Below are 23,140 nucleotides of genomic sequence, written 5' to 3'. Positions count from 1 at the left end.
CATGGCGAAGACTTCCCTCAAGGTCAAGGCCGCTCGCAAGCCGAAGTTCGCTGTCCGCGGCTACACCCGCTGCCAGCGCTGCGGCCGTCCGAAGTCCGTCTACCGCAAGTTCGGCCTGTGCCGCATCTGCCTGCGCGAGATGGCACACCGCGGCGAGCTGCCCGGAGTCACCAAGTCCTCCTGGTGACCACGGTCTCCTGGTAACCACCTCAACACGTTGAAGGTCGGGCCGGCCGTGTGCCGCTCGAAACCACGACGAGAAAGAACCCATCATGACGATGACTGACCCGATCGCAGACATGCTCACGCGTCTGCGCAACGCCAACCAGGCGTACCACGACGTGGTGTCGATGCCTTACAGCAAGATGAAGGCCGGCCTCGCGGAGATCCTCAAGCAGGAGGGTTACATCACCTCCTACGACGTGGCCGACAACCTGTCCGCCGAGGGCGAGCCCGCCGTCGGCAAGACGCTGACCGTGACGCTGAAGTACGGCCGCAACCGGGAGCGCTCGATCGCCGGCGTACGCCGCATCAGCAAGCCCGGCCTGCGCGTCTACGCCAAGAGCACCAACCTGCCCAAGGTCCTCGGTGGCCTCGGCGTCGCGATCATCTCGACGTCGCAGGGACTGCTGACCGACCGCCAGGCGAACCAGAAGGGCGTGGGCGGCGAAGTCCTCGCCTACGTCTGGTGACCCGGACCAACTGAGACCAGGAAGAGAGAGAAGCATGTCGCGCATTGGCAAGCTCCCCATCGCGGTCCCGTCCGGTGTCGACGTCGCGATCGACGAGTCGCTGGTGACGGTCAAGGGCCCCAAGGGCACCCTGTCCCACACCATCGCGTCCCCGATCACGGTCGCCAAGGGCGAGGACGGCATCCTCGAGGTGCAGCGTCCCGACGACGAGCGCAACAGCCGCTCGCTCCACGGCCTGACCCGCACGCTCATCAACAACATGGTGGTGGGTGTCACCGAGGGCTACGAGAAGAAGCTCGAGATCGTGGGCGTGGGTTACCGCGTCCTGCCGAAGGGGCCGACCCAGCTGGAGTTCCAGCTCGGCTACTCGCACCCGATCATCTTCGACGCCCCCGAGGGCATCACCTTCACCGTCGAGGGCCCGACCAAGCTCGGTGTCGTCGGCATCGACAAGCAGCTCGTCGGAGAGACTGCGGCCAAGATCCGCAAGCTCCGCAAGCCCGAGCCCTACAAGGGCAAGGGCGTGCGCTACGCCGGCGAGCACATCCGTCGCAAGGTCGGAAAGGCCGGTAAGTGACATGGCGATCTCGCTGAGCAACAACAAGCACACCGCGAACCGCGTCCGTGCCCGGCTGCGCCGACAGGCGCGTGGTCGCAAGCGCATCAACGGCACCGCCGAGCGTCCGCGCCTGGTGGTCACCAAGTCGGCCAAGCACCTCTCGGTGCAGGTCGTCGACGACCTCCAGGGCGCCACGCTGGCCTACGCCTCCACGATGGAGGCCGACGTCCGCGGCACCGACGGCGACAAGACCGCCAAGGCGAAGAAGGTCGGCGAGCTCGTCGCCTCCCGCGCCAAGGCGGCCGGGATCGAGGACGTCGTCTTCGACCGTGCCGGGAACAAGTACCACGGTCGCATCGCGGCCCTCGCCGATGCCGCCCGGGAGGGCGGATTGTCCTTCTGATCGCCTCACGCGACCAGAGAGAGAACTTAGATATGGAGCACATCTCATGAGCGGAGCCCAGCGCGGACAGCGCAGCGGTGGCTCGGGCGACCGTCGCGGACGCGACAACGGTCGTGGCCAGGCCGAGAAGTCTGTCTACATCGAGCGAGTCGTGGCGATCAACCGTGTCGCCAAGGTCGTGAAGGGTGGTCGTCGCTTCAGCTTCACCGCCCTCGTGATCGTCGGCGACGGTGACGGACTGGTCGGCGTCGGCTACGGCAAGGCCAAGGAAGTTCCGGCCGCGATCGCCAAGGGTGTCGAGGAGGCCAAGAAGCACTTCTTCAAGGTCCCCCGCATCCAGGGCACCATCCCGCACCCGGTGCAGGGCGAGAAGGCCGCAGGCGTCGTCCTGCTGCGTCCCGCCGCTCCCGGTACCGGTGTGATCGCCGGTGGTCCGGTGCGAGCGGTGCTCGAGTGCGCCGGCATCCACGACGTGCTGAGCAAGTCGCTCGGCTCGTCCAACCAGATCAACATCGTCCACGCGACGGTCGAGGCCCTGCGGATGCTCGAGGAGCCCGAGGCCGTGGCTGCTCGCCGCGGCATGCGGGTCGAGGACGTCACCCCGGCTGCGCTGCTCCGTGCGCGCGCCGAGGGCCAGCTCGAGGCGACGGCGGGGGTGCAGCAGTAATGGCACAGCTCAAGGTCCAGCAGAAGCGCGGCCTGGTCGGCCTGAAGGCCAACCAGCGCGAGACGCTCCGCTCGCTCGGTCTCAAGCGGATCGGCGACGTCGTCGTCAAGGAAGACCGCCCGGAGATCCGGGGCATGATCAACACCGTCCGTCACCTGGTGACGTTCGAGGAGGTGGAGTGACATGACGCTCAAGCTGCACCACTTGCGTCCCGCTCCGGGTGCCAAGACCGCGAAGACCCGTGTGGGTCGCGGTGAGGCCTCGAAGGGCAAGACTGCCGGCCGTGGTACCAAGGGCACCAAGGCGCGCTACCAGGTTCCGGTCGCCTTCGAGGGTGGCCAGATGCCGATCCACATGCGCCTGCCCAAGCTGAAGGGCTTCAAGAACCCCTTCCGCGTGGAGTTCCAGGTCGTCAACCTCGACCGCCTCGGGGAGCTCTTCCCCGAGGGCGGCACCGTGACCGTCGCCGACCTCGTCGCCAAGGGCGCGGTCCGCAAGGGCCAGCCCGTCAAGGTGCTGGGCCAGGGTGACATCTCGGTGGCCGTCCAGGTCAGCGCCAACGCGTTCTCGTCCTCCGCCAAGGAGAAGATCGAGGCTGCAGGCGGCACCGCGACCGTGGCCTGAGGCCACAGATCGCTCATCTGATGAAGGCCCGGCCGCACAGTGGGAACTGTCGGCCGGGCCTTCGTCGTTCTCCTTGTGTCTCGGGGGGAAGCGGGTCCGACCCCGACTGTTAGGCTTCCCCGGGCTTCGCGCCGTGCAACGGTGCGGGACCCTCGTCCGCCCGCCGATCCTGGTTGGGCACCCTTACGAAAGAGGAACCAGTGCTAGGCGCGTTCGCCAACGCTTTCCGGACGCCGGACCTGCGGCGCAAGCTGCTGTTCGTGCTGCTGATCATCACGATCTTCCGGCTCGGCTCTCAGGTGCCCACCCCGGGTGTCAACGTGGCCAACGTCCAGGCCTGCATCAGCCAGCTGGAGGAGGGTGGGCTCTACAGCCTCATCAACCTCTTCTCCGGTGGTGCGCTGCTCCAGCTCACCATCTTCGCGCTGGGGATCATGCCCTACATCACGGCCTCGATCATCCTGCAGCTGCTCGTCGTGGTGATCCCACGGCTCGAGGCGCTGAAGAAGGAAGGTCAGGCCGGTCAGGCCAAGATCACCCAGTACACGCGCTACCTGACGTTGGGCCTCGCGGTGCTCCAGGCGACCGGCATCGTGGCCCTCGCGCGCAACGGCGCGCTTCTCGAGGGCTGCACCCGCGACCTGCTCCACGACAACGGCACCAGCACCTTCCTGATCATGGTCGTCACGATGACCGCCGGCACGGCCGTGATCATGTGGCTCGGTGAGCTCATCACCGACCGCGGCATCGGCAACGGCATGTCGATCCTGATCTTCACCCAGGTCGTCGCGACGTTCCCGGCCGCCCTGTGGGGCGTGCAGACCTCCCGCGGCTGGCTCGTCTTCGGCGTCGTGATGGTCATCGGCCTGATCCTCGTCGCGGCCGTCATCTTCATCGAGCAGGCGCAGCGGCGCATCCCGGTGCAGTACGCCCGCCGCATGGTCGGGCGCAAGATGTTCGGCGGCAACTCGACCTACATCCCGCTCAAGGTGAACCAGGCCGGCATCATCCCGGTCATCTTCGCCTCGTCGCTGCTCTACCTGCCGGCGATGGCGGTGCAGTTCAACCCCGAGACCAGCAACCCCGTGCTGGACTTCATCGGCACCTACCTCGTGGGCGGCGACCACCCGCTCTACATGATCACCTACTTCGCGCTGATCATCTTCTTCACGTACTTCTACGTCTCGATCACCTTCAACCCTGTCGAGGTGGCGGACAACATGAAGAAGTACGGCGGCTTCATCCCCGGGATCCGGGCGGGCAAGCCGACCGAGGACTACCTGTCCTACGTCCTGTCCCGCATCACGTTCCCTGGAGCGATCTACCTCGGCCTGATCTCGCTCGTGCCCCTGATCGCCTTCGCAGCGATCGAGGCCAGCCAGAACTTCCCGTTCGGAGGCACCTCGATCCTCATCATGGTCGGCGTCGCGCTCGACACGGTGAAGCAGATCGAGAGCCAGCTCCAGCAGCGAAACTACGAAGGATTCCTGAAGTAGATGAGACTCATCCTCATGGGCCCGCCGGGTGCGGGCAAGGGCACGCAGGCCCGCTTCGTGGCCGACCACTTCGGCGTGCCGGCGATCTCCACCGGCGACATCTTCCGGGCCAACGTCTCGCAGAACACGCCGCTCGGCGTGGAGGCCAAGGGCTACATGGACGCCGGTGAGTACGTCCCCGACGAGGTCACCAACCGCATGGTCCGCAACCGGATCGACGAGGAGGACGCCCGCCCGGGCTTCCTGCTCGACGGCTACCCGCGAACCCTCGCGCAGGTCACCGAGCTCGACGGGATGATCGGCTTCACCGGTCACCAGCTCGACGCCGTCGTGGTGCTGACGGTCGACCCCGAGGAGCTCGTGCAGCGCCTGCTCCAGCGCGCGCAGACCGACGGTCGTGCCGACGACACCGAGGACGTCATCCGGCGCCGGCAGGAGGTCTACTCCGAGCAGACCGAGCCGCTCATCGGTGTCTACCGCGAGCGCGGCATCCTCATCGAGGTCGACGGGATGGGTGAGGTCGACGACGTGACGGCCCGCATCTTCGCCGCTCTCGACGCGATCCCGCAGAGCTGAGCCTGCCGTGGGCTTCCGCGACCGCGGGATCGAGATCAAGACCCCCGAGCAGATCGACCTGATGCGGGTCGCCGGCCGACTCGTGGGGGAGACCCTCGAGCTCCTGCGCGCTGCGGTCCGCCCCGGGGTGACGACGCTCCAGCTCGACACGCTCGCGGAGGCCAACATCCGCGACCACGGCGGCATCCCGTCGTTCAAGGGCTACAGCCACCCGCCCTTCCCGGCGACGATCTGCGCCTCGGTCAACCACGAGGTCGTGCACGGCATCCCCGGGGACCGCGTGCTCGCCGACGGTGACGTGATCTCCATCGACTGCGGCGCGATCGTCGAGGGGTGGCACGGCGACGCAGCCATCACCGTCCCGGTCGGCGAGATCGCCGACGACGTCCGCGAGCTCCTGCGGGTCACCGAGGAGTCGCTGTGGCGCGGCATGGCCGCTGCCCGGCTCGGCGGGCGGGTGAGCGACATCAGCCACGCGATCGAGTCGCACGTCCGCTCCGAGGGGCGCTACGGCATCCTCGAGGACTACACCGGCCACGGGATCGGCACCGAGATGCACATGGCCCCCAACGTGCCGAACTTCGGGCGTCGCGGCCGCGGCCCCTCGATCGTCGAGGGCCTGGCGCTGGCCGTCGAGCCGATGGTGACGCTCGGCAGCAAGCACACCGACCTCCTCGAGGACGAGTGGACCGTGGCGACCGTCGACGGCTCGTACGCCGCCCACTTCGAGCACACCTTCACCGTCACGCCGACCGGCATGTGGGTGCTCACCGCCGTGGACGGCGGCGAGCAGCGGCTCGCCGCGCTGGGTGTCCCATTCGGCGGACGCTGAACGGCGATTTCACGTCCCGCCAGGGGTGCGTGGAAGACTGAGCGGGTTGGAGGGGAGTATTCCCCGTAGTGGTGGTGTCGTCAGCACGGCCCTTGCGCGAGCAGGGCCCGGTGCCACTGGTTCGCGCTGACGCGAGCGGAAGAGACCTCCGGCGTCCGCGTGCTGCGCGGACCCGCACCCCACCCATCCCAAGGAGCAACAGAGTGGACGTCCCCACCTGGGTCTGGATCGCCACGGCCGTGGTGACCCTCGCGATCTTCACCTTCGACCTCGCCGTCGTCGGGCGCCGCCCGCACGAGCCGAGCATGAAGGAGTGCGCGACCTACCTCTCCATCTACGTCGGCATGGCCGTCCTGTTCGGCCTCGGCGTCTGGTACACCTCGGGTGGCACGTCGGCCCTGGAGTTCTACTCCGGCTGGCTCGTGGAGTACTCGCTCTCCATCGACAACCTCTTCATCTTCATCATCATCATGGCGAAGTTCGCCGTGCCGCGGGAGCTGCAGCAGTACGCCCTGATGATCGGCATCGTGATGGCGCTGGTCATGCGCGCGATCTTCATCGCCGTCGGTGCCGCGGCCATCAGCAACTTCAGCTGGATCTTCTACCTCTTCGGCATCTTCCTGGTCTACACGGCGGTCAAGCTGGCCAAGGAGGGCGCCGAGGACGAGGACGAGGACGAGTTCGAGGAGAACAAGCTCGTCGCCTTCATCGAGCGTCGCTTCCCGGCCACCTCGGAGTGGCACGGCAAGAGCCTGTTCACCGTCGACAACGGCAAGCGGATGATCACCCCGATGTTCATCGTGATCCTGACGCTCGGCACCACCGACCTGCTGTTCGCCCTCGACTCGATCCCGGCGATCTTCGGCATCACCAAGGAGCCCTACCTGGTGCTCACGGCCAACATCTTCGCGCTGATGGGCCTGCGCCAGCTCTACTTCCTCATCGGTGGCCTGCTCCAGCGCCTGATCTACCTGTCGTACGGCCTGGCCTTCCTGCTCGCCTTCATCGGCGTGAAGCTGTTCATGCACGCGCTCCACGAGAACGAGCTGCCCTTCATCAACGGTGGCCAGCACCTCGACTACCCGTGGCTCGAGATCCCGATCTGGCTCTCGCTCGTGGTCATCATCGCCACGTTGGCGATCACCGCGGTGCTGTCGCTGTGGGCGTCCAGCCGGATGTCCGCCGCGGAGCAGGACGCGAAGTCGGGTCCGCGCCGCGACTTCCAGGACGACTGACGCCCTGACGCAGCCCTACGCCGCCCCGGTGCGCTCACCACGAGCGCGCCGGGGCATCGGCACGTCACCCTCCGGTCAGGTGACGCACTCCGAGGCGGTGGGGGAGTTGTCCGACCCACGCGTCATCCGCACGTCGAGGCAGATCGGCTCGTCGGTGCGCACCAGCAGCTGCTGCCGTGTGGTGCTGCCGTAGGCGCCGGTGTCGTCGCGGCGATAGCTGAAGGAGTCGCCCGGCTCGGGGGGGACCGGTGGACGCCACTCGAAGAGCACACCGCGCGGCGTACGAGCCCCGGTGAGGCTCGGCGCCTCGGTCAGCACGTCCGGCACGACGGCGCTCGGCGTCTGGGAGCCGGACGGGAGCACGACTCCCGGGTCCTCCTCGCGCTCACCCCCGCCGCCGAGGACCAGGTAGCCCACGACGAGTGCGAGCACGGCCGCACCGACACCGGCCCACACGAGGCCCGAGACCCGGCTGCGGTCCTGCTCGTCCTCGTCGGTGGGCGGGGTGGAGACCTGCGGAGCGATGCGGCGCGGTCCGCTGGCGGAGATGACGGTCACCGGCTTCATCGCGGTGGCGTCCTCGGGGGACTCCGGGACCTCGGGTGCCGCAACCGAGGAGTCGGGCCGGTCGCCCTCCACCGCGACCGCGGTGCGTGCCCAGCCGGCGGCCGACTCGATGCGCTGGAGCGCGCGGGCGAGCTCGAGCGCGCTGGAGGGCCGGTGCTCGGGGCGCTTGGCCAGGCACTGCTGGAGCAGGCGGTCGAGGGCGGGCGGCACGTCGGGTCGCTGGGTGGCCGGGGGAGCGGCATGCAGGATGCGCGCGCTCAGCGCCCGGGTGGAGTTGTCGCCGGAGGGGATGGAGAAGGGCGAGCGCCCCACCAACAGGTGCCAGATCGTGGCGCCGAGCGAGTAGACGTCGGAGGCCACCGATCCGTTGGAACGGCCGTCGAGGAGCTCGGGCGGCGACCAGGGGTAGGAGATCCTGACGTCGTTGTCGCCCTCCACGTCGGCCATGTGGCCGGCGATGCCGAAGTCGGTGAGGGCCGGCTCGTGGTAGGTCGTCACGAGCACGTTGCTCGGCTTGATGTCGCGGTGCAGGATGCCCGAGCGGTGGGCGGTCTCGATGGCGCTGGCCAGCTTGATGCCGGTGGCGACGGCGTCGACCGGCGCCATCGGGTTGGAGCGCACCCGGATCCCCAGGTCCGGCGGCGGGCAGTAGCGCATGACCAGGAACGGCCGGCCGCCCTCCGCCGTGACGCCGGCGGTGATCACCGAGACGATGTAGGGGTGGTCGGCCAGGCGGGCCATCGCGTTGGCCTCGGCGGTGAAGAGGTACTTCTCGCGGTCGGTGAGGGGCACGTCGGGACGCACGACCTTCACCGCGACCCGCTGGCGCGGCCACTGCTGCTCGTAGAGGAACACGTCGGCGAAGCCGCCGCTGCCCAGGTGCTCGACGAACGCGAACCCGGGGATGACCGGAGCGCTCACCGGGCGGTCGCCCCCGTCTCGTAGCGGACCGCGTAGACGTGCGCCATGTCGAGGACCGTACCTGCCTCGAGCACATAGGCGTCGCCGGCCGTCATGCGCTGCGGCTCCCGCCCGGGCAGGGCGATGGTGGTGCCGCCGCGGCTGTCGAGGTCGCGGGCCACCACGTCCCAGCCGTCGAGCTCGATCTGCAGGTGCCGGCGCGAGACGAACGAGTGGTCGGCGGGCAGGTGCACCAGGTGCGGCCAGTCGGTGCTGTCCTTGGCCGGCGCGGGCTTGCGGCCCAGGATGACGCCACGGTCGAGCGGCACGACCTCCCCGGTCGGCAGGCGCAGGCCACCGAGCGGCGGCCGGTCCACGCGCCGCGGCTCCTGCGGCGCGACCCGCTGGTGGCAGACGCGGCACTGCGGCGAGGCCGGGGGCGTGAGGTGGCCGAGCGGGCAGCTCACCGCCAGCACCGTGGGCGCGGTCGGGTGGGAGAGGTGGGCGGGCCGGAAGGTGGTGGACCCGTCGTGGTCGTCGGGCTCGGGGGTGGTGTGGGGCGCGGAGGCCGGCCGGATCGTGGTGTGGGCACCTTCCTCGATGCGCTGCACCAGCAGCGGGTCGGGCTCGGAGGTGTCGGTGAGCGAGCCGGTGTCCTGCGCCGGACGCATGGTCCGGGTGCGCGGCGGAGGCCCGTCCGGGCCCTTCGCGGCGAGGATCGCGGCCGGGATGCCGTCGATGAGGGGAGCACCTGCGGGCGCGGGTGCTGCGGATGTCTCGGCCTGCTGCACCGCTGGCGCGGTGCGGACCGACAACGGCCGCAGCTCGACACGATCGGCGCCCACCACGCCGCCGACGAGGCGCCGGGTGCTCGACAGGCCCTCGGGGTCGGCCCCGGCGTCCAGGCTCAGGACCCGCGCCGGTCCGGACAGGCGTACGTGCCCGGCACCGCGCGACAACGTCGTGGAGGCACCGGAGGTGAAGTCGACGACCGCGAGTCCCGGAGGGTCGCCCGCGAAGGCCTTCTCGACGATTGCCAGCACGCGCTCGACCACACCGGCCCCGGTCGGCGCGGTCATGGACAGGGCCTCCCAGACCTCCTCCACGACCTGCTCGTCGCCGGGGTCGGTCATCAGCACCCAGTGGGCGCCACTGCCGAGCAGCACACCGGTCCCCCCGGTGTACCTCGCTTCCACGATCAACGTCGGCTCCCCTCGTGCACGCCCACGCCTCCATCATCACCCATCGTCCACGTCCGCCGCAGGAGGTCCCGACTTGTCGGAACCTCGACTGCATACTTACCCTCCTGTGGTTGACTGCGGCGGGCGCACGTCATCGGGTGTGGCCAAGGGGGAATGGCGTGGCACGTGGGGCTTTCGTGCGCCGGCACCGGGTGGGCATCGCCTCGGGTGTCGCGCTCACCATCGCGACCGGCGCGGTCGTCGTCTATGCCGTCACGGCGAGCGGCTACAAGAAGCACGAGGCCGAGCTCAACGACGGCGGCATCTGGGTCGTCAACGGCAAGAAGGGCTGGTCGGGCCGGCTGAACAAGCCGATCAACCAGCTCGACGGCGTCGTGCCGAGCCCCGAGGGCAGGACGCGCCTCGACGTCGTCCAGGACGGCGCCGCCGTCGTCAGCATCAACACCAACGCCAGCCGCGGCCAGGCCATCGACACCAGCAAGCTGGAGTCCCAGGACGGCGGCACCGCCGCGATCCCCACCGCAGGCGACGTGCAGATGGCCGGGTCGACCCTGGCCAGCCTCGACGCGGAGACCGGCCAGTTCTGGGCCGTGCGCTACGACGACCAGCTGGGCAAGCCGGTGATGAGCGCCGTCGACAGCCAGGCCGACCCGATCGCCGAGGCCGGTGAGGGCGCGGCGCTCGCCGTCTCCCAGGACGGCACGATCGTCGTCACCTCCTCGGAGGAGGGCACCGTCACGACGGTGGCCCCCCGCGACGCAGGGTTCGCCGAGCCCGAGACCCGCGACCTGCCCGGCGGCGCCGGCCAGGTCACTCAGGTGACCACGGTCGGCGACCGGATCGTGACCCTCGACGCCGACGCCGGCGTGCTCAGCGTCGTCGGCGGCGCGACCGCCACTGTGCCGGTCGACAGCGTGCTCCAGCAGGCCGGCCCCTCCGCCGACGCCGTGCTCGTGGGTGCGCCCGACGGACTGCTGGGCGTCGACCTCGACTCCGGCGACGACACGTCCATCTCCGACAGGTCCGGAACGCCCGTGGAGCCCGTACGCCTCGGCGCCTGCGTCTTCGGCGCCTGGTCCGGCGGTGAGGGTGCCGTGGCCGTGCAGTGTGGGTCGGACGAGGTCAACCAGGACGCCCTGGGCGGCGACGCCACCAGCCTCGCCTTCCGGGTCAACCGGGACGAGATCGTGCTCAACGACGCCAACAGCGGCACGGTGTGGGACGTCCAGCAGGACAGTCCGCAGCGGATCGACAACTGGGAGTCCTTCACCTCGAAGAAGAAGAACCAGGACGACGAGAACGAGAACGAGAACCAGACCGACGCCGACCAGCGCCCGCCCCGGGCCGAGCCCGACTCCTACGGCGTGCGCGCCGGTCGCACCACTGTCCTGCACCCGCTCGACAACGACTCCGCCCCCGAGGGCCGGATCCTCAGCATCGTCGACGTCGACCAGCCCGGCGGCGGGGCCAGGGTCGAGATCAGCCCCGACGGCCAGACGCTGGTGCTGCAGATGCCGGAGGATGCGCGACCCGCGACCTTCGACTACTTCATCGACGACGGGCGCAACGGTGTCGCGGCCAACGCCAGCGTCGACGTCAGGGTGCGTGGCGAGCTGCAGAACGAGGCCCCGGACCTGCGCGAGGGCTACGAGAAGCCGACCTACAAGGTCCCCCACGGCGGTGCGTTGTCCGTCCCCGTGCTCGCCGACTGGCGCGACGACAGCGACGGCGACACCCTGCTGCTGGACTCGGCGACGGCCGTCAACGGCGAGGCGACCGGGGCGTCGGCCCGGACCACGGCTGACGGCCGGATCCGCTTCACCGCGCCCAGGACCGACTCCCAGGGCCAGCAGCTGGTGCGCGTGGAGTTCGCGGTCACCGACGGCCGGTCCGAGCCGGTCCGCAAGTCCATCGGGTTCCAGGTCCAGGCGCCCAAGGACCAGAAGACCTTCGCGCCCCGCGCCGAGCCCGACGTGGTGCGTGGCGAGGTCGGGCAGCCGATCAAGATCCGTCCCCTGCTCAACGACCTGCCGGGCTCGGACCCCAACGCGCCCAACGCCGAGCTCTCGCTCGCGGGCAAGGTACCGCAGCAGCCGGGCGCGAAGGTCGTCTCCGACCTCGACGCGGGCCAGCTGACCTTCACGGGCGAGCGAGCCGGCACCTTCTTCCTCAACTACAACGCCGGCTACGGCAACGCCCCGCTCGACCTGGGCACCATCCGGGTGGACGTGAAGCCCAGGCCCAAGCGGGCCGCGGAGCCCATCGCGATGCCCGACACGCTCACGGTCTACGGCCAGGCCCCGGGCATCGTCGACGTGCTGGCCAACGACCTCGACCCCGCCGGGGGCCTCCTGGTCGTGCAGCGCGCCGCCGCCGACAGGGTCGGCGACCTCGACGTGGCGATCATCGACGGCCGGTGGCTGCGGATCTCCGCGCTGCGCCCGGATGCAGCGGCGGTGACGCAGACCGTCTCCTATACGATCAGCAACGGCACCAGCTCCGGCGTACGCGGTGAGGTCGTGGTGACCCAGCGACCCAAGCCGGCCGACAACACGCCCATCACGGTGGCCGACCGGGTGGTCGTGCGCGCGGGCGCCTCCGTCTCCGCGCCCGTGCTCGACAACGACGTGTCGCCGTCGGGCGACCGGCTGACGCTGCTGGGCGACCTGGTGGACAGCCCCGCCCCGGGCCAGCTCGAGGTGGTCGCGCCGATCGACGTGACCGGCGACGTCGGCCAGGCGTTCGTGTCGGGCCGCATCGTGCGCTACGTCGCTCCCGAGCAGGTCGAGGAGCGTGACACCTACACCGTCACCTACGTCGCGCAGAACCTCGACGGCGAGCGCGCCAACGGCCGCCTTCAGGTGACCGTCATCCCGACCGACGACCCCAACGACCCGCCCGAGCCGCCGACCCTGGAGGGTCGGGTGGTCTCCGGCGACGAGGTCAAGATCCGCGTGCCCGGCGTCGGGGTGGACCGCAACGGCGACCCGGTCACCGTCACCGGCATCACCTCCGCCCCGCGGCTGGGGCGCATCGTGTCCTACGGCGGCAACGTCCTCGAGTACCAGGCCTACCCGCGCACCACCGGCACCGACGAGTTCACCTACGCCGTGGTCGACTCCCAGGGTGCCTTCGCCACCGGCACCGTGCGCGTGGCCGTGGTGGAGCCGGGACAGCCTCAGCCGCCACTGGCCGTCGAGGACCGCCTCACCGTCGAGCCGGGGCGCACGGCGACCTTCGACCCGCTCGCCAACGACTTCATCGCCCCGGGCGACTCCGTGGAGATCGAGCTGGTCGAGAAGCCGGACGGCGCTCGTCTCGACCCCGAGACCAACCTCGTGACGGTGCCGGCGCCGGACACGCTCGACGGCCCCCCCACGACCCTCGTCTACCGGGTGACCAACGGGCTCAACGAGTCCCGCTCCACGATGACCCTCGAGACGGCCGACCGCTTCAACAACCCGCCGATCGTCTACGACGCGTTCGGTCGCGCCGACGACAGCGGCAGCGTCGTGGTCGACGTGCTCGAGGGCGCCTACGACCCCGACGGCGACGCCGAGTCGCTCGAGGTGACCGGCGTGGGCGGCGACCCGTCGGCCCGCGTCGTCGACGGCGTGGAGGTCCGCGCCAACCGCGGCGAGGCGCCGAAGGTGCTGCCGTTCGAGGTGCGTGACGCCGACGGTGCCACCGCCGTGGCCTCGGTCTACATCCCGCCGACCGGCAACGGCCTGCCCTACGTCCTGCCGGACGCCCAGATCACGCTCGACGCGGGGGACACGGTGACCGGCAGGATCTCCGACTACGTCGCCGCGCCCGGCGGTGCCGACGTACGCCTGGCGTCGGGACGGCGCTCCTACTCGGCGTCGCCGCAGGAGCTGCAGGTCGGTCCCGACGGCGACAACGGCTTCTCGCTGTCCGCCGCCGCCGGCTTCCGCGGACCGGGGGCGCTGCTCGTCGAGGTGACCTCGGCGCGCAACGCCAGCGGCAACGAGGACTCCTCGACCACCGAGGACGGAGCGACGGTCCTGCTGTCGATCCCGGTCCAGGTCGGCGACGACACCCCGACGCTGGAGTGCCCCTCGACGGTGGTGCCGATCACGGCCGGCCAGCGCTACGACCTCGACATCGCGACCTTCTGCACCGTGTCGACCCCTGACCCCCGCGACGTCGCTGGCCTGTCCTACAGCGCCGAGTGGTCCCAGGGAGTCGACGGCGTGGACGTCGGCGACCCCGACGGTTCGGTCGTCGCGATCACGGTGGCCGACACCGCGACCGAGGGCGGCGAGGCGTCCCTCACCGTGCAGGCGGAGGACAGCAACACCCAAGAGATCCGATTCCTGCTCGACCAGGCCCCGGCGCCGCGCCTGCAGCCGATCCGGGTCGAGACGATGGAGGCCGGCCAGACCCGCACCTTCGACATCGCGTCCTACCTCCAGGCAGGGGTGGCCGACCCGGACCCGAGGATCGTGACGGTGGACAACACCGGAAGTCCCGGCGTACGCGCCTCGGTCAGCGGCAGCCGGCTCACGCTCACCGCGGCCAAGGACGCCCGCGGGGTCCGGGCGAGCTTCCGGCTGGTGGTCAGCGACGTGTCCACCGACGACCCGCCGAGCTCGCGTCGCGCCGAGGGGCGCATCGAGTTCCAGGTCGTCGGCGTTCCCGAGGCCCCCGGCGCGCCGCGTCCCTACCCTGACGCCCAGCGCTCTGGAGCGGTCGAGATGGGTTGGCCGCCGCCGGACGACGACGGCGGAGCGCCCGTCCTCTACTACGTGGTCCGCGAGGAGAAGACCGGCGCCAAGCAGCGCTGCGACACCAACGAGTGCGTCTTCCGCAACCTCGAGAACGGCCGCAACTACAACTTCCGGGTGCAGGCGGTCAACCGCGTCGGTCCGAGCGAGTTCAGCGACCTCTCGAAGACGGCGCAGGCCGACACGGCCCCGGGCCGCGTGCAGGACATCCGGATGACCGACCGGGGCGACGGGTCGATCACGATCGCGTGGGACAAGCCGACCACGACGACGTCCAAGATCATCGACTACACGATCACCTACGTCGGCAGTCCCAACGGCGTGACGGTGCCCGGCGACAAGACCAGCTTCCCCGCGAGCGGGCTCGACAACAACACGAAGTACGTCTTCTTCATCAAGGCCCAGAACGAGGCCGGCTACTCCGGGGTGCGCCAGTCGCCGGAGTTCCAGCCGCTCGGCACGCCCCCGCCCCCGGCAGCGCCCGCCGTCGCCGACCTCGAGTCGGGCCCGAACCAGACCGACCTGCGCATCGCGTGGCAGTCGGTGATGCCGGAAGGCCCCGGCCCGACCGTCTACTCGGTGAGCTACAGCAACGGCGCCACCACCGCCGGCGTGCCGGGCTGCCAGGGGATCACCTCCCTGACGTGCATCCACAGCGGGGTGCCCTACGACGGCCGGACCTATACCTACCGTGTCGTCGCCGCCAATGTCTCCAACAGCTCAGTCCCCAGCGAGGGCACGGCGATCCAGGCCGTCGGCCGGCCCGCCGCGTGGGGCGCCTTCCAGGTGGCGCCCACCGGGTCCAACCAGGAGGCCGAGGTCTCCTACACCGTGCCCGACTCCCGAGGCAGCACCAGCAAGGTCGAGATCCTGGTCGCCGGCCTCGTGGTCCGCACGTTCCCGCAGCAGACCGGCGCGGCCTCGGTGAGGATCCCCACGCCGGGCAACGAGCAGGCGTACGCCGTCCAGCTGCGGGTGTGCAACGAGGACGCGCCTGTCGGGTGCACCCTCAGTGGCGTGCAGAACGTGCAGACCTACGGTCCGCTCAGGGACACGCCACTGTCGATCCAGTCCTCGGTCAACGGCAGGTCGATCCAGTGGACGATCTCGGGCAGCAGCAACGGCAACCCCGCGGTGGTCGCCTACCAGGTCCGTAATGATGGGGATAGGGAGCTGCCAGTGCAGACCTTCCGTCCCACGGGCGTGGGCGCGTTCACCTTCACCACCCCGGCCTTCACCACGCCGAACTACCTGCAGGAGCAGGAGATCTTCGTGACCGTCTACGACGACGCCCCGGGCGACAGAGGTCAACGTGAGGGCAGAAGCAGTGCGACGTCGGGAGCACCCCCCACCCCGAGCATCGCGATCGGCCGTGGCGCGCGCTGCCAGGACGACAACCCCGACCAGCCCGCGTGTGCGCAAGCGCTCGAGACGAAGTGCACCGTGGACTCCTGCGCCTATGTCCTCCTGACCGTGAGGTTCGCCGAGGGTGCCCCGCAGACCCGCTGGTCCTGCGACTTCGACCAGTTCGACTTCCGCCGCGACCCGAGCGGCGACGGGGACTTCTCGGGGCAGGTGGCGCCTTTCTACTCCTCGGGCCAGCGCGTCTCGGGACGGTGCACCTTCTCCAGCATCTACACCGCAGCCGGTTTCGACGTGTCGTTCCCTTGACGCCCCACCGCCACGCTCCACGCCTGCACCGCGAGCCCGCCACCAGCAGAGGACCCCACGCATGACGATCAGCCCCGAACAGGCCGAGTGGTTCAAGTCCACCTTCGACCAGCTCACCGACAACATGGAGAAGGCCGTGCTCGGCAAGCGCCACGTCGTACGCCTGGCGCTGACCTGCCTGCTCTCGGAGGGCCACATCCTGCTGGAGGACTTCCCCGGCACGGGCAAGACGATGCTGGCCCGCGCCCTCGCCAACACGGTGCAGGGCAGTCACGCGCGCATCCAGTTCACGCCCGACCTGCTGCCCTCCGACGTCACCGGCGTCACGGTCTACGACCAGCACAAAGGCACCTTCGAGTTCCACCCCGGGCCGATCTTCCACACGATCGTCCTGGCCGACGAGATCAACCGCGCCTCGCCCAAGACCCAGTCCGCGTTGCTCGAGGTGATGGAGGAAGGACGCGTCACCGTCGACGGCGTCGCGCACCCGGTGGGCAAGCCGTTCCTGGTGATCGCCACCCAGAACCCGATCGAGCAGGCAGGCACCTACCGCCTGCCCGAGGCCCAGCTGGACCGCTTCCTGATGAAGAGCTCCATCGGCTACCCCGACCGGCAGGCCACCGTCGAGCTGCTCAACAACGCCGCGGTGCGCGACCGCGCATCCCTGGTCACCCCGGTGATCACGGCCGCGACCATCGCCCAGATGAGCGGCCTGGCCGACCAGGTCTACGTCGACCCGGCCGTGATCGGCTACGTCGCCGAGCTGGCCGAGGAGTCACGTCGCCAGCCCCACGTCAAGCTCGGCCTGTCGGCCCGCGGCTGCCTCGCGCTGGTCCGCGTCGCCAAGACCTGGGCGGCAGCGGACGGCCGCGACCACGTCGTGCCCGACGACGTCAAGGACCTCGCCGAGCCGGTGCTCTCGCACCGTGTGCTGCTCGACGCCGAGGCACAGTTCAGCGGGGTCGACGTCCAGACCGTGATCTCGCGCCTGCTCGACGCCGTCGCGCCGCCGACGGACCGCGTGGGGGCCTGAGGAGGCGATGAAGCGCATCACCCAGGCACTCGAGGTCGTTCGGCCGATCGGCTGGCTGCTCCTCGTGATCGGGCTCGGCACGGGCGTCGTCGCCGAGGTCGCGCAGTGGCGCGAGCTCGCCGTGCTGTCCGTGGCGTGCCTCGCCCTCCTGGTGCTGGCACTGCCGTTCCTGCTCGGCAGGACGTCGGTGGCGGTCGACCTGCGCCTGCAGCCCGAGCGGGTGGCAGCGGGGGAGTCCGTGGCGGCCGGCGTCGCGGTGACGAACCGGGCGTCCTCGCGCCTGGTCCCGACGACGCTCGAGGTGCCGGTCGGCTCCGCCATCCACCGCTACGGCATCTCCTCGCTCGCGCCCGGTGCCACCCACGAGGAGTCCTTCACCATCCGCACCGAGCGGCGCGGCGTGATCCCGGTCGGGCCGGCGATGACCCGGCGCGGCGACCCGGTCGGCGTCTTCTCCCGCGACGTGGTGTGGACGCCGGTCCGCGAGGTGCTCGTGCGCCCGCACCTGGTGCCGATGGAGTCGCTGGGCGCAGGCCTGCTGCGCGACCTCGAGGGCGTCTCGACCGACGCGGTCAGCCAGAGCGACCTCGCCTTCCACGCGCTGCGCGAGTACGTCCCCGGTGACGACCTGCGCCACATCCACTGGCGCTCGTCGGCCAAGGTGATGGCGTCGACGGGGGAGTCGGCCCTGCTGGTGCGCCAGTACCTCGACACCCGGCGCAGCCACGCCACGATCGTCGTCGACGACCGGCTCGCGTCGTGGAGCGACCCCGAGGACTTCGAGACCGCCATGGCGGTCGCTGCGTCCATCGCCGTGCGCGCCGTCCTCGACGAGTTCGACGTCTCGTTCGTCTGCGGCTCGCACGCCTCCTCCGGCTCCGACGGCCACCTGGCCCTCGACGCGGTGTGCCGCGCCGACTTCGGTCCGCGTGGCGTCGTGGAGTCCGGACGCCAGGCCAGCATGCTCGCGCCCGACACCAGCCTGGCGTTCTTCGTCGGTGGCAGCGCCACGGAGTTCACCGACCTCCTGCGCGCAGCCGCGGCGTTCCCGCCGGAGGTGCGCCGCTTCGGCATCGTGGTCGAGCCCGACGGCACCAGCCGGGTCACCGAGACCGGTGGCCTCCCCGTCCTCCACCTCGCCGCCAAGGAAGACCTCGGCGGCTTGCTGCGATGGAGCGTGCGATGACGGACAGCCCCCGACGCTCCGGCGCCACCGGGACCCGCACCCGGGTGCGTCCCCACGCGCTCCTGCCCGACCGGAATGCGTGGACCGACATCGCGTTCACGATCGCCCTCGCGGTCGTCGCCCTCACCGCCTTCGGCACCTCCTTCACCGGGTCGGCGTACCTCGTCGTGGGCGTGCTCGGCGTCGTCATCGCCGTCGTGGTGACCCACCTGACGCGTGCCGCGGGCTGGCCCGTCATCTCGGCCGTGGTGGTCTGCCTGGGCCTGTTCTTCCTGCTCGGCGGGCCGCTGTGCCTGCGCTCGCTGGGCGACACCTCCGTGCTCCCGGGCTCCACGACCCTGGCCCGTGTCGCCGACCAGGCGGTCTTCGGCTGGAAGGACCTGCTCACTACCCTGCCGCCGGTCGACGGCGACGGTCCGCTGCTCGTGCTGCCGTGGATGTCGGGCCTGCTCGCAGGGCTGGTCGGCCTCGCTCTCGCCCACCTCCCGGTCCGGCGCGCGTGGCTGTCGGCGGCACTGCCCGTGCTCGGGATGACCGTCGTGCTGTCGGGCGCCATCGTGCTCGGCGTACGCCACCCCCAGTCCCTGCTGCTCCAGGGCTCGGTCTTCGCCGGGCTGGCGCTGGCGTGGCTGGCGCTGCGCGCGCGCCGCGCGAGCGCCTCGGTGCAGGGCGGCACCACGTCGTGGCTCCGCAGTGCCGGTGCGGTCGCGATGCTGGTCGTCGCGGCGGGCCTTGCCCTCCCGGCGAGCGGCTGGGTCGGCGACGAGCGGGCGGTGGCCCGCAACTGGGTCGAGCCGCCCTTCGACATCGGCCGCTACCCGTCCCCACTGGCCGGGTTCCGCAAGTACATCGACCTCCAGGGCCGCAACCTGCCGGGCAACGTCTACGACAAGGTCCTCCTCGACGTCGACGGCGTCGAGCCCGGGACGCTGGTGCGCTTCGCGATCATGGACCGCTACGACGGCATGGTGTGGGGCGCGAGCGACAACGCGCTGCCCGGTCCGGCCGACGACTCCTTCCAGCGCGTCTCCTCGACCATCGACAACCCCGTCGAGGGCGAGGAGGTCGAGGTCAGCGTCACCCTCGGCGAGGGCTGGACTGGAGTCTGGCTCCCCACCGTGGGCGCGCTGCAGTCGATGCGGTTCGAGACCGCCGACGCGCGCGCCAAGGCCGACATCTTCCGCTACAACCTCGCCACGTCCACCGCGGTGGTCCCCAGCGGCCTCGCTCCCGGCGACACCTACTCCTTCACCGCCGTGCAGCCCGACGACGAGCTGACCGACGAGACGGTCGGCTCCGCCGAGCAGTCGTGGCCGCTGCCTCCCGGCGCCTCCTTCATCCAGGGCCCGACGGAGAAGTGGACCGAGGGGGCCGGCACCGACCCGATGGACCGCGTGCTGGCGGCCGCGGAGCACCTGCGCACCGAGGGCAAGTACTCCGACGGGGTCGGGCGCACCGAGCGCGTCTACGTCGCCGGGCACAGCGTGTTCAGGCTGTCCGACGAGTTCGTCAACGCCCCGCAGATCGTCGGCAACGACGAGCAGTACGCCGCCACGATGGCGCTGATCGCCAACGACATCGGAGTCCCGGCGCGGGTCGTGCTCGGGGCCGAGGTGCCCGAGGGCGGACGCATCACCGGCCAGGAGGTCGCGGCATGGGTCGAGCTGCGCGCGGCCGACGGGTCGTGGAAGACGTTGCCCACCGACGCCTTCATGTCGAGGACGCCGCCGGCCGACCAGGTGCCGGAGACCAACACCCCGATGTCCGGCACGGTGATCCCGCCGCCCAACCCCATCCCGCCGCCGAGCGACGCCGGCGAGCAGAGCGACGCCGACCTCAAGGAGCGCAAGGCCACCCGCAAGAAGGCCGAGGAGGAGGACGAGGGCCTGATCGCCGACCTGCCCGGGTGGGTGGGGATCATCGTCACCTACGTCGGTGGCCCGCTGCTGCTCCTCGTCCTGCTCCTGGCTGCGGTCGTCGGCCTCAAGGCGTGGCGTCGGCACCGGCGCCGCAGCGCCGACTCGCCCTCCGCGCGCTTCGTCGGCGCCTGGCGCGAGCTGGTCGACCACGCCCGGGACCTCGGCCAGGTCGTCCCGCTCGGCCCGACGGTCACCCGGCGCGAGCAGTCCGCCGGCATCGTCTCGGGCCAGGCCGGGGCCCTGGCGCGGCGTGCGGACAGCTTCGTCTTCGGCCCCAGCGTCCCGGAGGCCTCGGCCGCCGCGACCTATTGGGAGTCGGTCGACGCCGAACGGCGTGCGATGTCGCAGGAGGTCGGGCGCTGGCAGCGCGCGCGCGCCGCGATCAGCCTGCGCTCGCTGCGGCGTACGTCCTCGGCCCCCGCGTCCGACCCGGACACCGCCACGTCGACGACCCGCGCCCCCGCGTCCGGGCGTGTCGCCGCGGCGCTGGGACGCGTGCGGCGCCTCGCAGATTGGCGTTCTCGCAGGGCGCCTGACTAAACTGGCTCGTCGGCCCAACGTGGGCTGTGTTTCGTGGCGCCTCGCGGCTGCCCGGACCTCGACCGACTCGTCCCAGACGGCTCGCTCGCGTGCCCGGGATGAGGCTCTGCGGATCCGCCCACGAGGTCCACCGGACACCCGCTCGCGGGAGCCCGGGCGGTTCCCGGGCCACCGGTAGACACCGAGCATCATCAAACAGCACTGCAACAGATTGTGGAGGACATGCCGAAGAAAGAAGGCGTGATCGAGATCGAGGGCACCGTCGTGGAGGCCCTTCCCAATGCCATGTTCCGCGTGGAGCTGGCCAACGGGCACAAGGTGCTCGCCCACATCAGCGGCAAGATGCGCCAGCACTACATCCGGATCCTCCCCGAGGACCGCGTGGTGGTGGAGCTCTCGCCGTACGACCTCACCCGGGGTCGGATCGTCTACCGCTACAAGTGACAGTCCCAGCCGAGTAGCAAGGATTCGTTGACATGAAGGTCAACCCCAGCGTCAAAGCCATCTGTGACAAGTGCAAGGTCATCCGCCGTCACGGACGCGTCATGGTCATCTGCGAGAACCCGCGCCACAAGCAGCGCCAAGGCTGAGCAAGACCCACAACTGAAACACCACAACGTGATCGCTAGGTCGGGCACCACCTGACCGAAGTCACCTCCGGAGCAGTGGCCGGAGCCCACCCGAGGCGGGATGGGACGCGACACGACCAGAAACCACAGCGAGAACAGACAAGGAAACCGCCACATGGCACGCCTCGTTGGTGTTGACCTCCCGCGCGACAAGCGCATCGAGATCGCCCTCACCTACATCTACGGCATCGGCCGTACCCGCGCCCAGCAGCTGCTCGCTGCCACCGGCGTCGACCCGAACGCCCGGGTCCACACGCTCGGTGACGAGGAGCTGGTCAAGCTTCGCGACGAGATCGAAGCCAACTTCAAGATCGAGGGTGACCTCCGACGTGAGGTCCAGGCGGACATCCGCCGCAAGATCGAGATCGGCAGCTACCAGGGTCGCCGCCACCGCATGGGCCTCCCGGTCCGCGGTCAGCGCACCAAGACCAACGCGCGCACCCGCAAGGGCCCGAAGCGCACCGTCGCCGGCAAGAAGAAGGCGAAGTGATCGGCGCCCTGCGCTGATCACCGCCCACTTCCCAGAAGCTTCCAGACCAGACCTCATCAGGAGTTAGTGAATGCCTCCCAAGAGCCGCGCGACCAAGGTCCGCCGCAAGGAGAAGAAGAACATCGCTCAGGGCGAAGCCCACATCAAGAGCACGTTCAACAACACCATCGTCACCATCACGGACCCCACCGGCGCCGTGATCTCGTGGGCCTCTGCCGGCACCGTCGGCTTCAAGGGCTCGCGCAAGTCCACCCCCTTCGCCGCGCAGATGGCTGCGGAGGCCGCCGGCCGCCGCGCCATGGACCACGGCATGAAGAAGATCGACGTCTTCGTCAAGGGTCCGGGGTCGGGCCGCGAGACCGCGATCCGTTCGCTGGGTGCCATCGGCCTCGAGGTCGGCACCATCCAGGACGTCACGCCCACCCCCCACAACGGATGCCGGCCGCCCAAGCGCCGCCGCGTCTGACCGACCCGAGACTGAGAAAGAGAGACTGACATGGCCCGCTACACCGGCCCCATGACCCGCAAGTCGCGCCGTCTCGGTGTCGACCTCGTCGGCGGCGACGCCGCCTTCGAGAAGCGCCCCTACGCCCCCGGCCAGCACGGCCGGGCGCGCATCAAGGAGAGCGAGTACCGCTCGCAGCTCCAGGAGAAGCAGAAGGCTCGCTTCACCTACGGCGTGATGGAGAAGCAGTTCGTCCGCTACTACAAGGAAGCCAGCCGTCGCCAGGGCAAGACCGGCGACAACCTGCTGCAGCTCCTCGAGTGCCGCCTCGACAACGTGGTCTACCGCGCCGGCTTCGCCCGTACGCGTCGCCAGGCCCGCCAGCTCGTCGTGCACGGCCACTTCCTGGTCAACGGCAAGAAGGTCGACATCCCGTCCTACCAGGTCACCGACCACGACATCGTCGACGTGCGCGAGAAGTCCCTCGAGCTCACGCCGCTGATCGTGGCCCGTGAGACCCACGGCGAGCGCGTGACGCCCGCGTGGATGGAGGTCATCCCCTCGCGGATGCGCATCCTCGTGCACCAGGTCCCGGTCCGCGCACAGATCGACGTGCCGGTCCAGGAGCAGCTCATCGTCGAGTACTACTCCAAGAAGTGAGTCACCGTCGGTGGCCGTCCGATCGCTCGGGCGGCCACCGACGCCCCTCTTCCCACTCCTCTTCTC

Annotated in this window: 22 protein-coding genes; 20 read left to right on the top strand and 2 right to left on the bottom strand. The window is 70.2% G+C overall.

From position 1 onward, the window contains the following. Nucleotide 1 precedes the first annotated feature (1 nt). The 11 genes from IRX98_RS00195 (at nucleotide 2) to IRX98_RS00145 (ending at nucleotide 7,084) form a co-directional block, all read left to right on the top strand. Nucleotides 2-187, top strand: a complete 186-nt coding sequence (locus tag IRX98_RS00195) for a type Z 30S ribosomal protein S14 (RefSeq protein ID WP_056599702.1) — start codon at nucleotides 2-4, stop codon at nucleotides 185-187. 85 nt (nucleotides 188-272) lie between these two features. After that, the gene (gene rpsH / locus IRX98_RS00190) at nucleotides 273-692 is read left to right on the top strand and encodes a 30S ribosomal protein S8 (RefSeq protein ID WP_224273053.1); all 420 of its coding nucleotides are present in this window, start codon (nucleotides 273-275) and stop codon (nucleotides 690-692) included. A 34-nt stretch (nucleotides 693-726) separates the two neighbouring features. Then, a complete protein-coding gene (rplF, locus tag IRX98_RS00185; protein WP_224273052.1) occupies nucleotides 727-1,269 on the top strand; it encodes a 50S ribosomal protein L6 in 543 nt (180 codons plus the stop codon). Between the two features lies 1 nt (nucleotide 1,270). Next, on the top strand, nucleotides 1,271-1,654 hold the full coding sequence (gene rplR / locus IRX98_RS00180; RefSeq protein WP_207084063.1) for a 50S ribosomal protein L18: 384 nt from the start codon (nucleotides 1,271-1,273) through the stop codon (nucleotides 1,652-1,654). Between the two features lie 46 nt (nucleotides 1,655-1,700). Then, nucleotides 1,701-2,321 (top strand): 30S ribosomal protein S5, encoded by a 621-nt coding sequence (gene rpsE, locus IRX98_RS00175; protein ID WP_224273051.1) that lies wholly within the window; start codon nucleotides 1,701-1,703, stop codon nucleotides 2,319-2,321. Continuing rightward, nucleotides 2,321-2,503, top strand: coding sequence for a 50S ribosomal protein L30 (rpmD, locus tag IRX98_RS00170; RefSeq protein ID WP_056599717.1), 183 nt, complete (start codon nucleotides 2,321-2,323; stop codon nucleotides 2,501-2,503). The genes rpsE and rpmD overlap by 1 nt, the downstream gene beginning before the upstream one ends. 1 nt (nucleotide 2,504) lies before the next feature. Beyond that, nucleotides 2,505-2,945, top strand: a complete 441-nt coding sequence (gene rplO, locus IRX98_RS00165; protein ID WP_224273050.1) for a 50S ribosomal protein L15 — start codon at nucleotides 2,505-2,507, stop codon at nucleotides 2,943-2,945. A 200-nt stretch (nucleotides 2,946-3,145) separates the two neighbouring features. After that, the gene (gene secY / locus IRX98_RS00160) at nucleotides 3,146-4,441 is read left to right on the top strand and encodes a preprotein translocase subunit SecY (RefSeq protein WP_224273049.1); all 1,296 of its coding nucleotides are present in this window, start codon (nucleotides 3,146-3,148) and stop codon (nucleotides 4,439-4,441) included. Further along, the gene (locus IRX98_RS00155) at nucleotides 4,442-5,017 is read left to right on the top strand and encodes an adenylate kinase (RefSeq protein ID WP_224273047.1); all 576 of its coding nucleotides are present in this window, start codon (nucleotides 4,442-4,444) and stop codon (nucleotides 5,015-5,017) included. A 7-nt stretch (nucleotides 5,018-5,024) separates the two neighbouring features. Then, on the top strand, nucleotides 5,025-5,849 hold the full coding sequence (map, locus tag IRX98_RS00150) for a type I methionyl aminopeptidase (protein WP_224273046.1): 825 nt from the start codon (nucleotides 5,025-5,027) through the stop codon (nucleotides 5,847-5,849). Nucleotides 5,850-6,052: 203 nt separating this feature from the next. Beyond that, on the top strand, nucleotides 6,053-7,084 hold the full coding sequence (locus tag IRX98_RS00145; RefSeq protein WP_224273045.1) for a TerC family protein: 1,032 nt from the start codon (nucleotides 6,053-6,055) through the stop codon (nucleotides 7,082-7,084). Nucleotides 7,085-7,159: 75 nt separating this feature from the next. Here IRX98_RS00145 and IRX98_RS00140 read toward each other — a convergent pair whose 3' ends face one another. Both IRX98_RS00140 and IRX98_RS23250 read right to left on the bottom strand, forming a co-directional pair. After that, nucleotides 7,160-8,572: a serine/threonine-protein kinase gene (locus IRX98_RS00140; RefSeq protein ID WP_224273044.1), complete on the bottom strand. Its 1,413-nt coding sequence runs from the start codon at nucleotides 8,570-8,572 to the stop codon at nucleotides 7,160-7,162. Then, nucleotides 8,569-9,747, bottom strand: a complete 1,179-nt coding sequence (locus IRX98_RS23250; RefSeq protein ID WP_224273043.1) for an FHA domain-containing protein — start codon at nucleotides 9,745-9,747, stop codon at nucleotides 8,569-8,571. Before IRX98_RS23250 ends, IRX98_RS00140 begins: the two co-directional genes overlap by 4 nt. Before the next feature lie 164 nt (nucleotides 9,748-9,911). Between IRX98_RS23250 and IRX98_RS00130 the strand changes: the two genes are divergently transcribed. The 9 genes from IRX98_RS00130 (at nucleotide 9,912) to rpsD (ending at nucleotide 23,074) form a co-directional block, all read left to right on the top strand. After that, nucleotides 9,912-16,172: a fibronectin type III domain-containing protein gene (locus tag IRX98_RS00130; protein ID WP_224273042.1), complete on the top strand. Its 6,261-nt coding sequence runs from the start codon at nucleotides 9,912-9,914 to the stop codon at nucleotides 16,170-16,172. A gap of 61 nt (nucleotides 16,173-16,233) precedes the next feature. Next, complete coding sequence (locus tag IRX98_RS00125) at nucleotides 16,234-17,205, top strand: AAA family ATPase (RefSeq protein WP_224273041.1); 972 nt, start codon at nucleotides 16,234-16,236, stop codon at nucleotides 17,203-17,205. Between the two features lie 7 nt (nucleotides 17,206-17,212). Further along, the gene (locus IRX98_RS00120) at nucleotides 17,213-18,391 is read left to right on the top strand and encodes a DUF58 domain-containing protein (RefSeq protein WP_224273039.1); all 1,179 of its coding nucleotides are present in this window, start codon (nucleotides 17,213-17,215) and stop codon (nucleotides 18,389-18,391) included. Further along, the gene (locus IRX98_RS00115) at nucleotides 18,388-20,850 is read left to right on the top strand and encodes a transglutaminase-like domain-containing protein (protein ID WP_224273037.1); all 2,463 of its coding nucleotides are present in this window, start codon (nucleotides 18,388-18,390) and stop codon (nucleotides 20,848-20,850) included. The genes IRX98_RS00120 and IRX98_RS00115 overlap by 4 nt, the downstream gene beginning before the upstream one ends. Nucleotides 20,851-21,072: 222 nt before the next feature. Further along, nucleotides 21,073-21,294 (top strand): translation initiation factor IF-1, encoded by a 222-nt coding sequence (gene infA, locus IRX98_RS00110; protein ID WP_056599768.1) that lies wholly within the window; start codon nucleotides 21,073-21,075, stop codon nucleotides 21,292-21,294. Nucleotides 21,295-21,326: 32 nt separating this feature from the next. After that, nucleotides 21,327-21,440 (top strand): 50S ribosomal protein L36, encoded by a 114-nt coding sequence (gene rpmJ / locus IRX98_RS00105; protein WP_038272979.1) that lies wholly within the window; start codon nucleotides 21,327-21,329, stop codon nucleotides 21,438-21,440. Nucleotides 21,441-21,594: 154 nt separating this feature from the next. Further along, on the top strand, nucleotides 21,595-21,969 hold the full coding sequence (gene rpsM, locus IRX98_RS00100; protein WP_056599771.1) for a 30S ribosomal protein S13: 375 nt from the start codon (nucleotides 21,595-21,597) through the stop codon (nucleotides 21,967-21,969). Between the two features lie 70 nt (nucleotides 21,970-22,039). Further along, the gene (gene rpsK / locus IRX98_RS00095) at nucleotides 22,040-22,435 is read left to right on the top strand and encodes a 30S ribosomal protein S11 (RefSeq protein WP_010831742.1); all 396 of its coding nucleotides are present in this window, start codon (nucleotides 22,040-22,042) and stop codon (nucleotides 22,433-22,435) included. A gap of 30 nt (nucleotides 22,436-22,465) precedes the next feature. Beyond that, entirely contained in the window at nucleotides 22,466-23,074 is a 609-nt protein-coding gene (gene rpsD / locus IRX98_RS00090) for a 30S ribosomal protein S4 (protein ID WP_224273035.1), read from the top strand. Nucleotides 23,075-23,140: the final 66 nt, after the last annotated feature.

It is taken from the genome of Nocardioides lacusdianchii, assembly GCF_020102855.1.
Classification (GTDB): domain Bacteria; phylum Actinomycetota; class Actinomycetes; order Propionibacteriales; family Nocardioidaceae; genus Nocardioides; species Nocardioides lacusdianchii.
This window is presented reverse-complemented; position numbering and strand designations above follow the sequence as displayed.

Excerpts from the sequence above, each read along its gene's own strand:
- IRX98_RS00195 (WP_056599702.1), top strand. The coding sequence starts at position 2 with ATGGCGAAGACTTCCCTCAAGGTCAAGGCCGCTCGCAAGCCGAAGTTC.
- rpsH (WP_224273053.1), top strand. The coding sequence starts at position 273 with ATGACGATGACTGACCCGATCGCAGACATGCTCACGCGTCTGCGCAAC.
- rplF (WP_224273052.1), top strand. The coding sequence starts at position 727 with ATGTCGCGCATTGGCAAGCTCCCCATCGCGGTCCCGTCCGGTGTCGAC.
- rplR (WP_207084063.1), top strand. The coding sequence starts at position 1,271 with ATGGCGATCTCGCTGAGCAACAACAAGCACACCGCGAACCGCGTCCGT.
- rpsE (WP_224273051.1), top strand. The coding sequence starts at position 1,701 with ATGAGCGGAGCCCAGCGCGGACAGCGCAGCGGTGGCTCGGGCGACCGT.
- rpmD (WP_056599717.1), top strand. The coding sequence starts at position 2,321 with ATGGCACAGCTCAAGGTCCAGCAGAAGCGCGGCCTGGTCGGCCTGAAG.
- rplO (WP_224273050.1), top strand. The coding sequence starts at position 2,505 with ATGACGCTCAAGCTGCACCACTTGCGTCCCGCTCCGGGTGCCAAGACC.
- IRX98_RS00155 (WP_224273047.1), top strand. The coding sequence starts at position 4,442 with ATGAGACTCATCCTCATGGGCCCGCCGGGTGCGGGCAAGGGCACGCAG.
- IRX98_RS00125 (WP_224273041.1), top strand. The coding sequence starts at position 16,234 with ATGACGATCAGCCCCGAACAGGCCGAGTGGTTCAAGTCCACCTTCGAC.
- IRX98_RS00120 (WP_224273039.1), top strand. The coding sequence starts at position 17,213 with ATGAAGCGCATCACCCAGGCACTCGAGGTCGTTCGGCCGATCGGCTGG.
- IRX98_RS00115 (WP_224273037.1), top strand. The coding sequence starts at position 18,388 with ATGACGGACAGCCCCCGACGCTCCGGCGCCACCGGGACCCGCACCCGG.
- infA (WP_056599768.1), top strand. The coding sequence starts at position 21,073 with ATGCCGAAGAAAGAAGGCGTGATCGAGATCGAGGGCACCGTCGTGGAG.
- rpmJ (WP_038272979.1), top strand. The coding sequence starts at position 21,327 with ATGAAGGTCAACCCCAGCGTCAAAGCCATCTGTGACAAGTGCAAGGTC.
- rpsM (WP_056599771.1), top strand. The coding sequence starts at position 21,595 with ATGGCACGCCTCGTTGGTGTTGACCTCCCGCGCGACAAGCGCATCGAG.
- rpsK (WP_010831742.1), top strand. The coding sequence starts at position 22,040 with ATGCCTCCCAAGAGCCGCGCGACCAAGGTCCGCCGCAAGGAGAAGAAG.
- rpsD (WP_224273035.1), top strand. The coding sequence starts at position 22,466 with ATGGCCCGCTACACCGGCCCCATGACCCGCAAGTCGCGCCGTCTCGGT.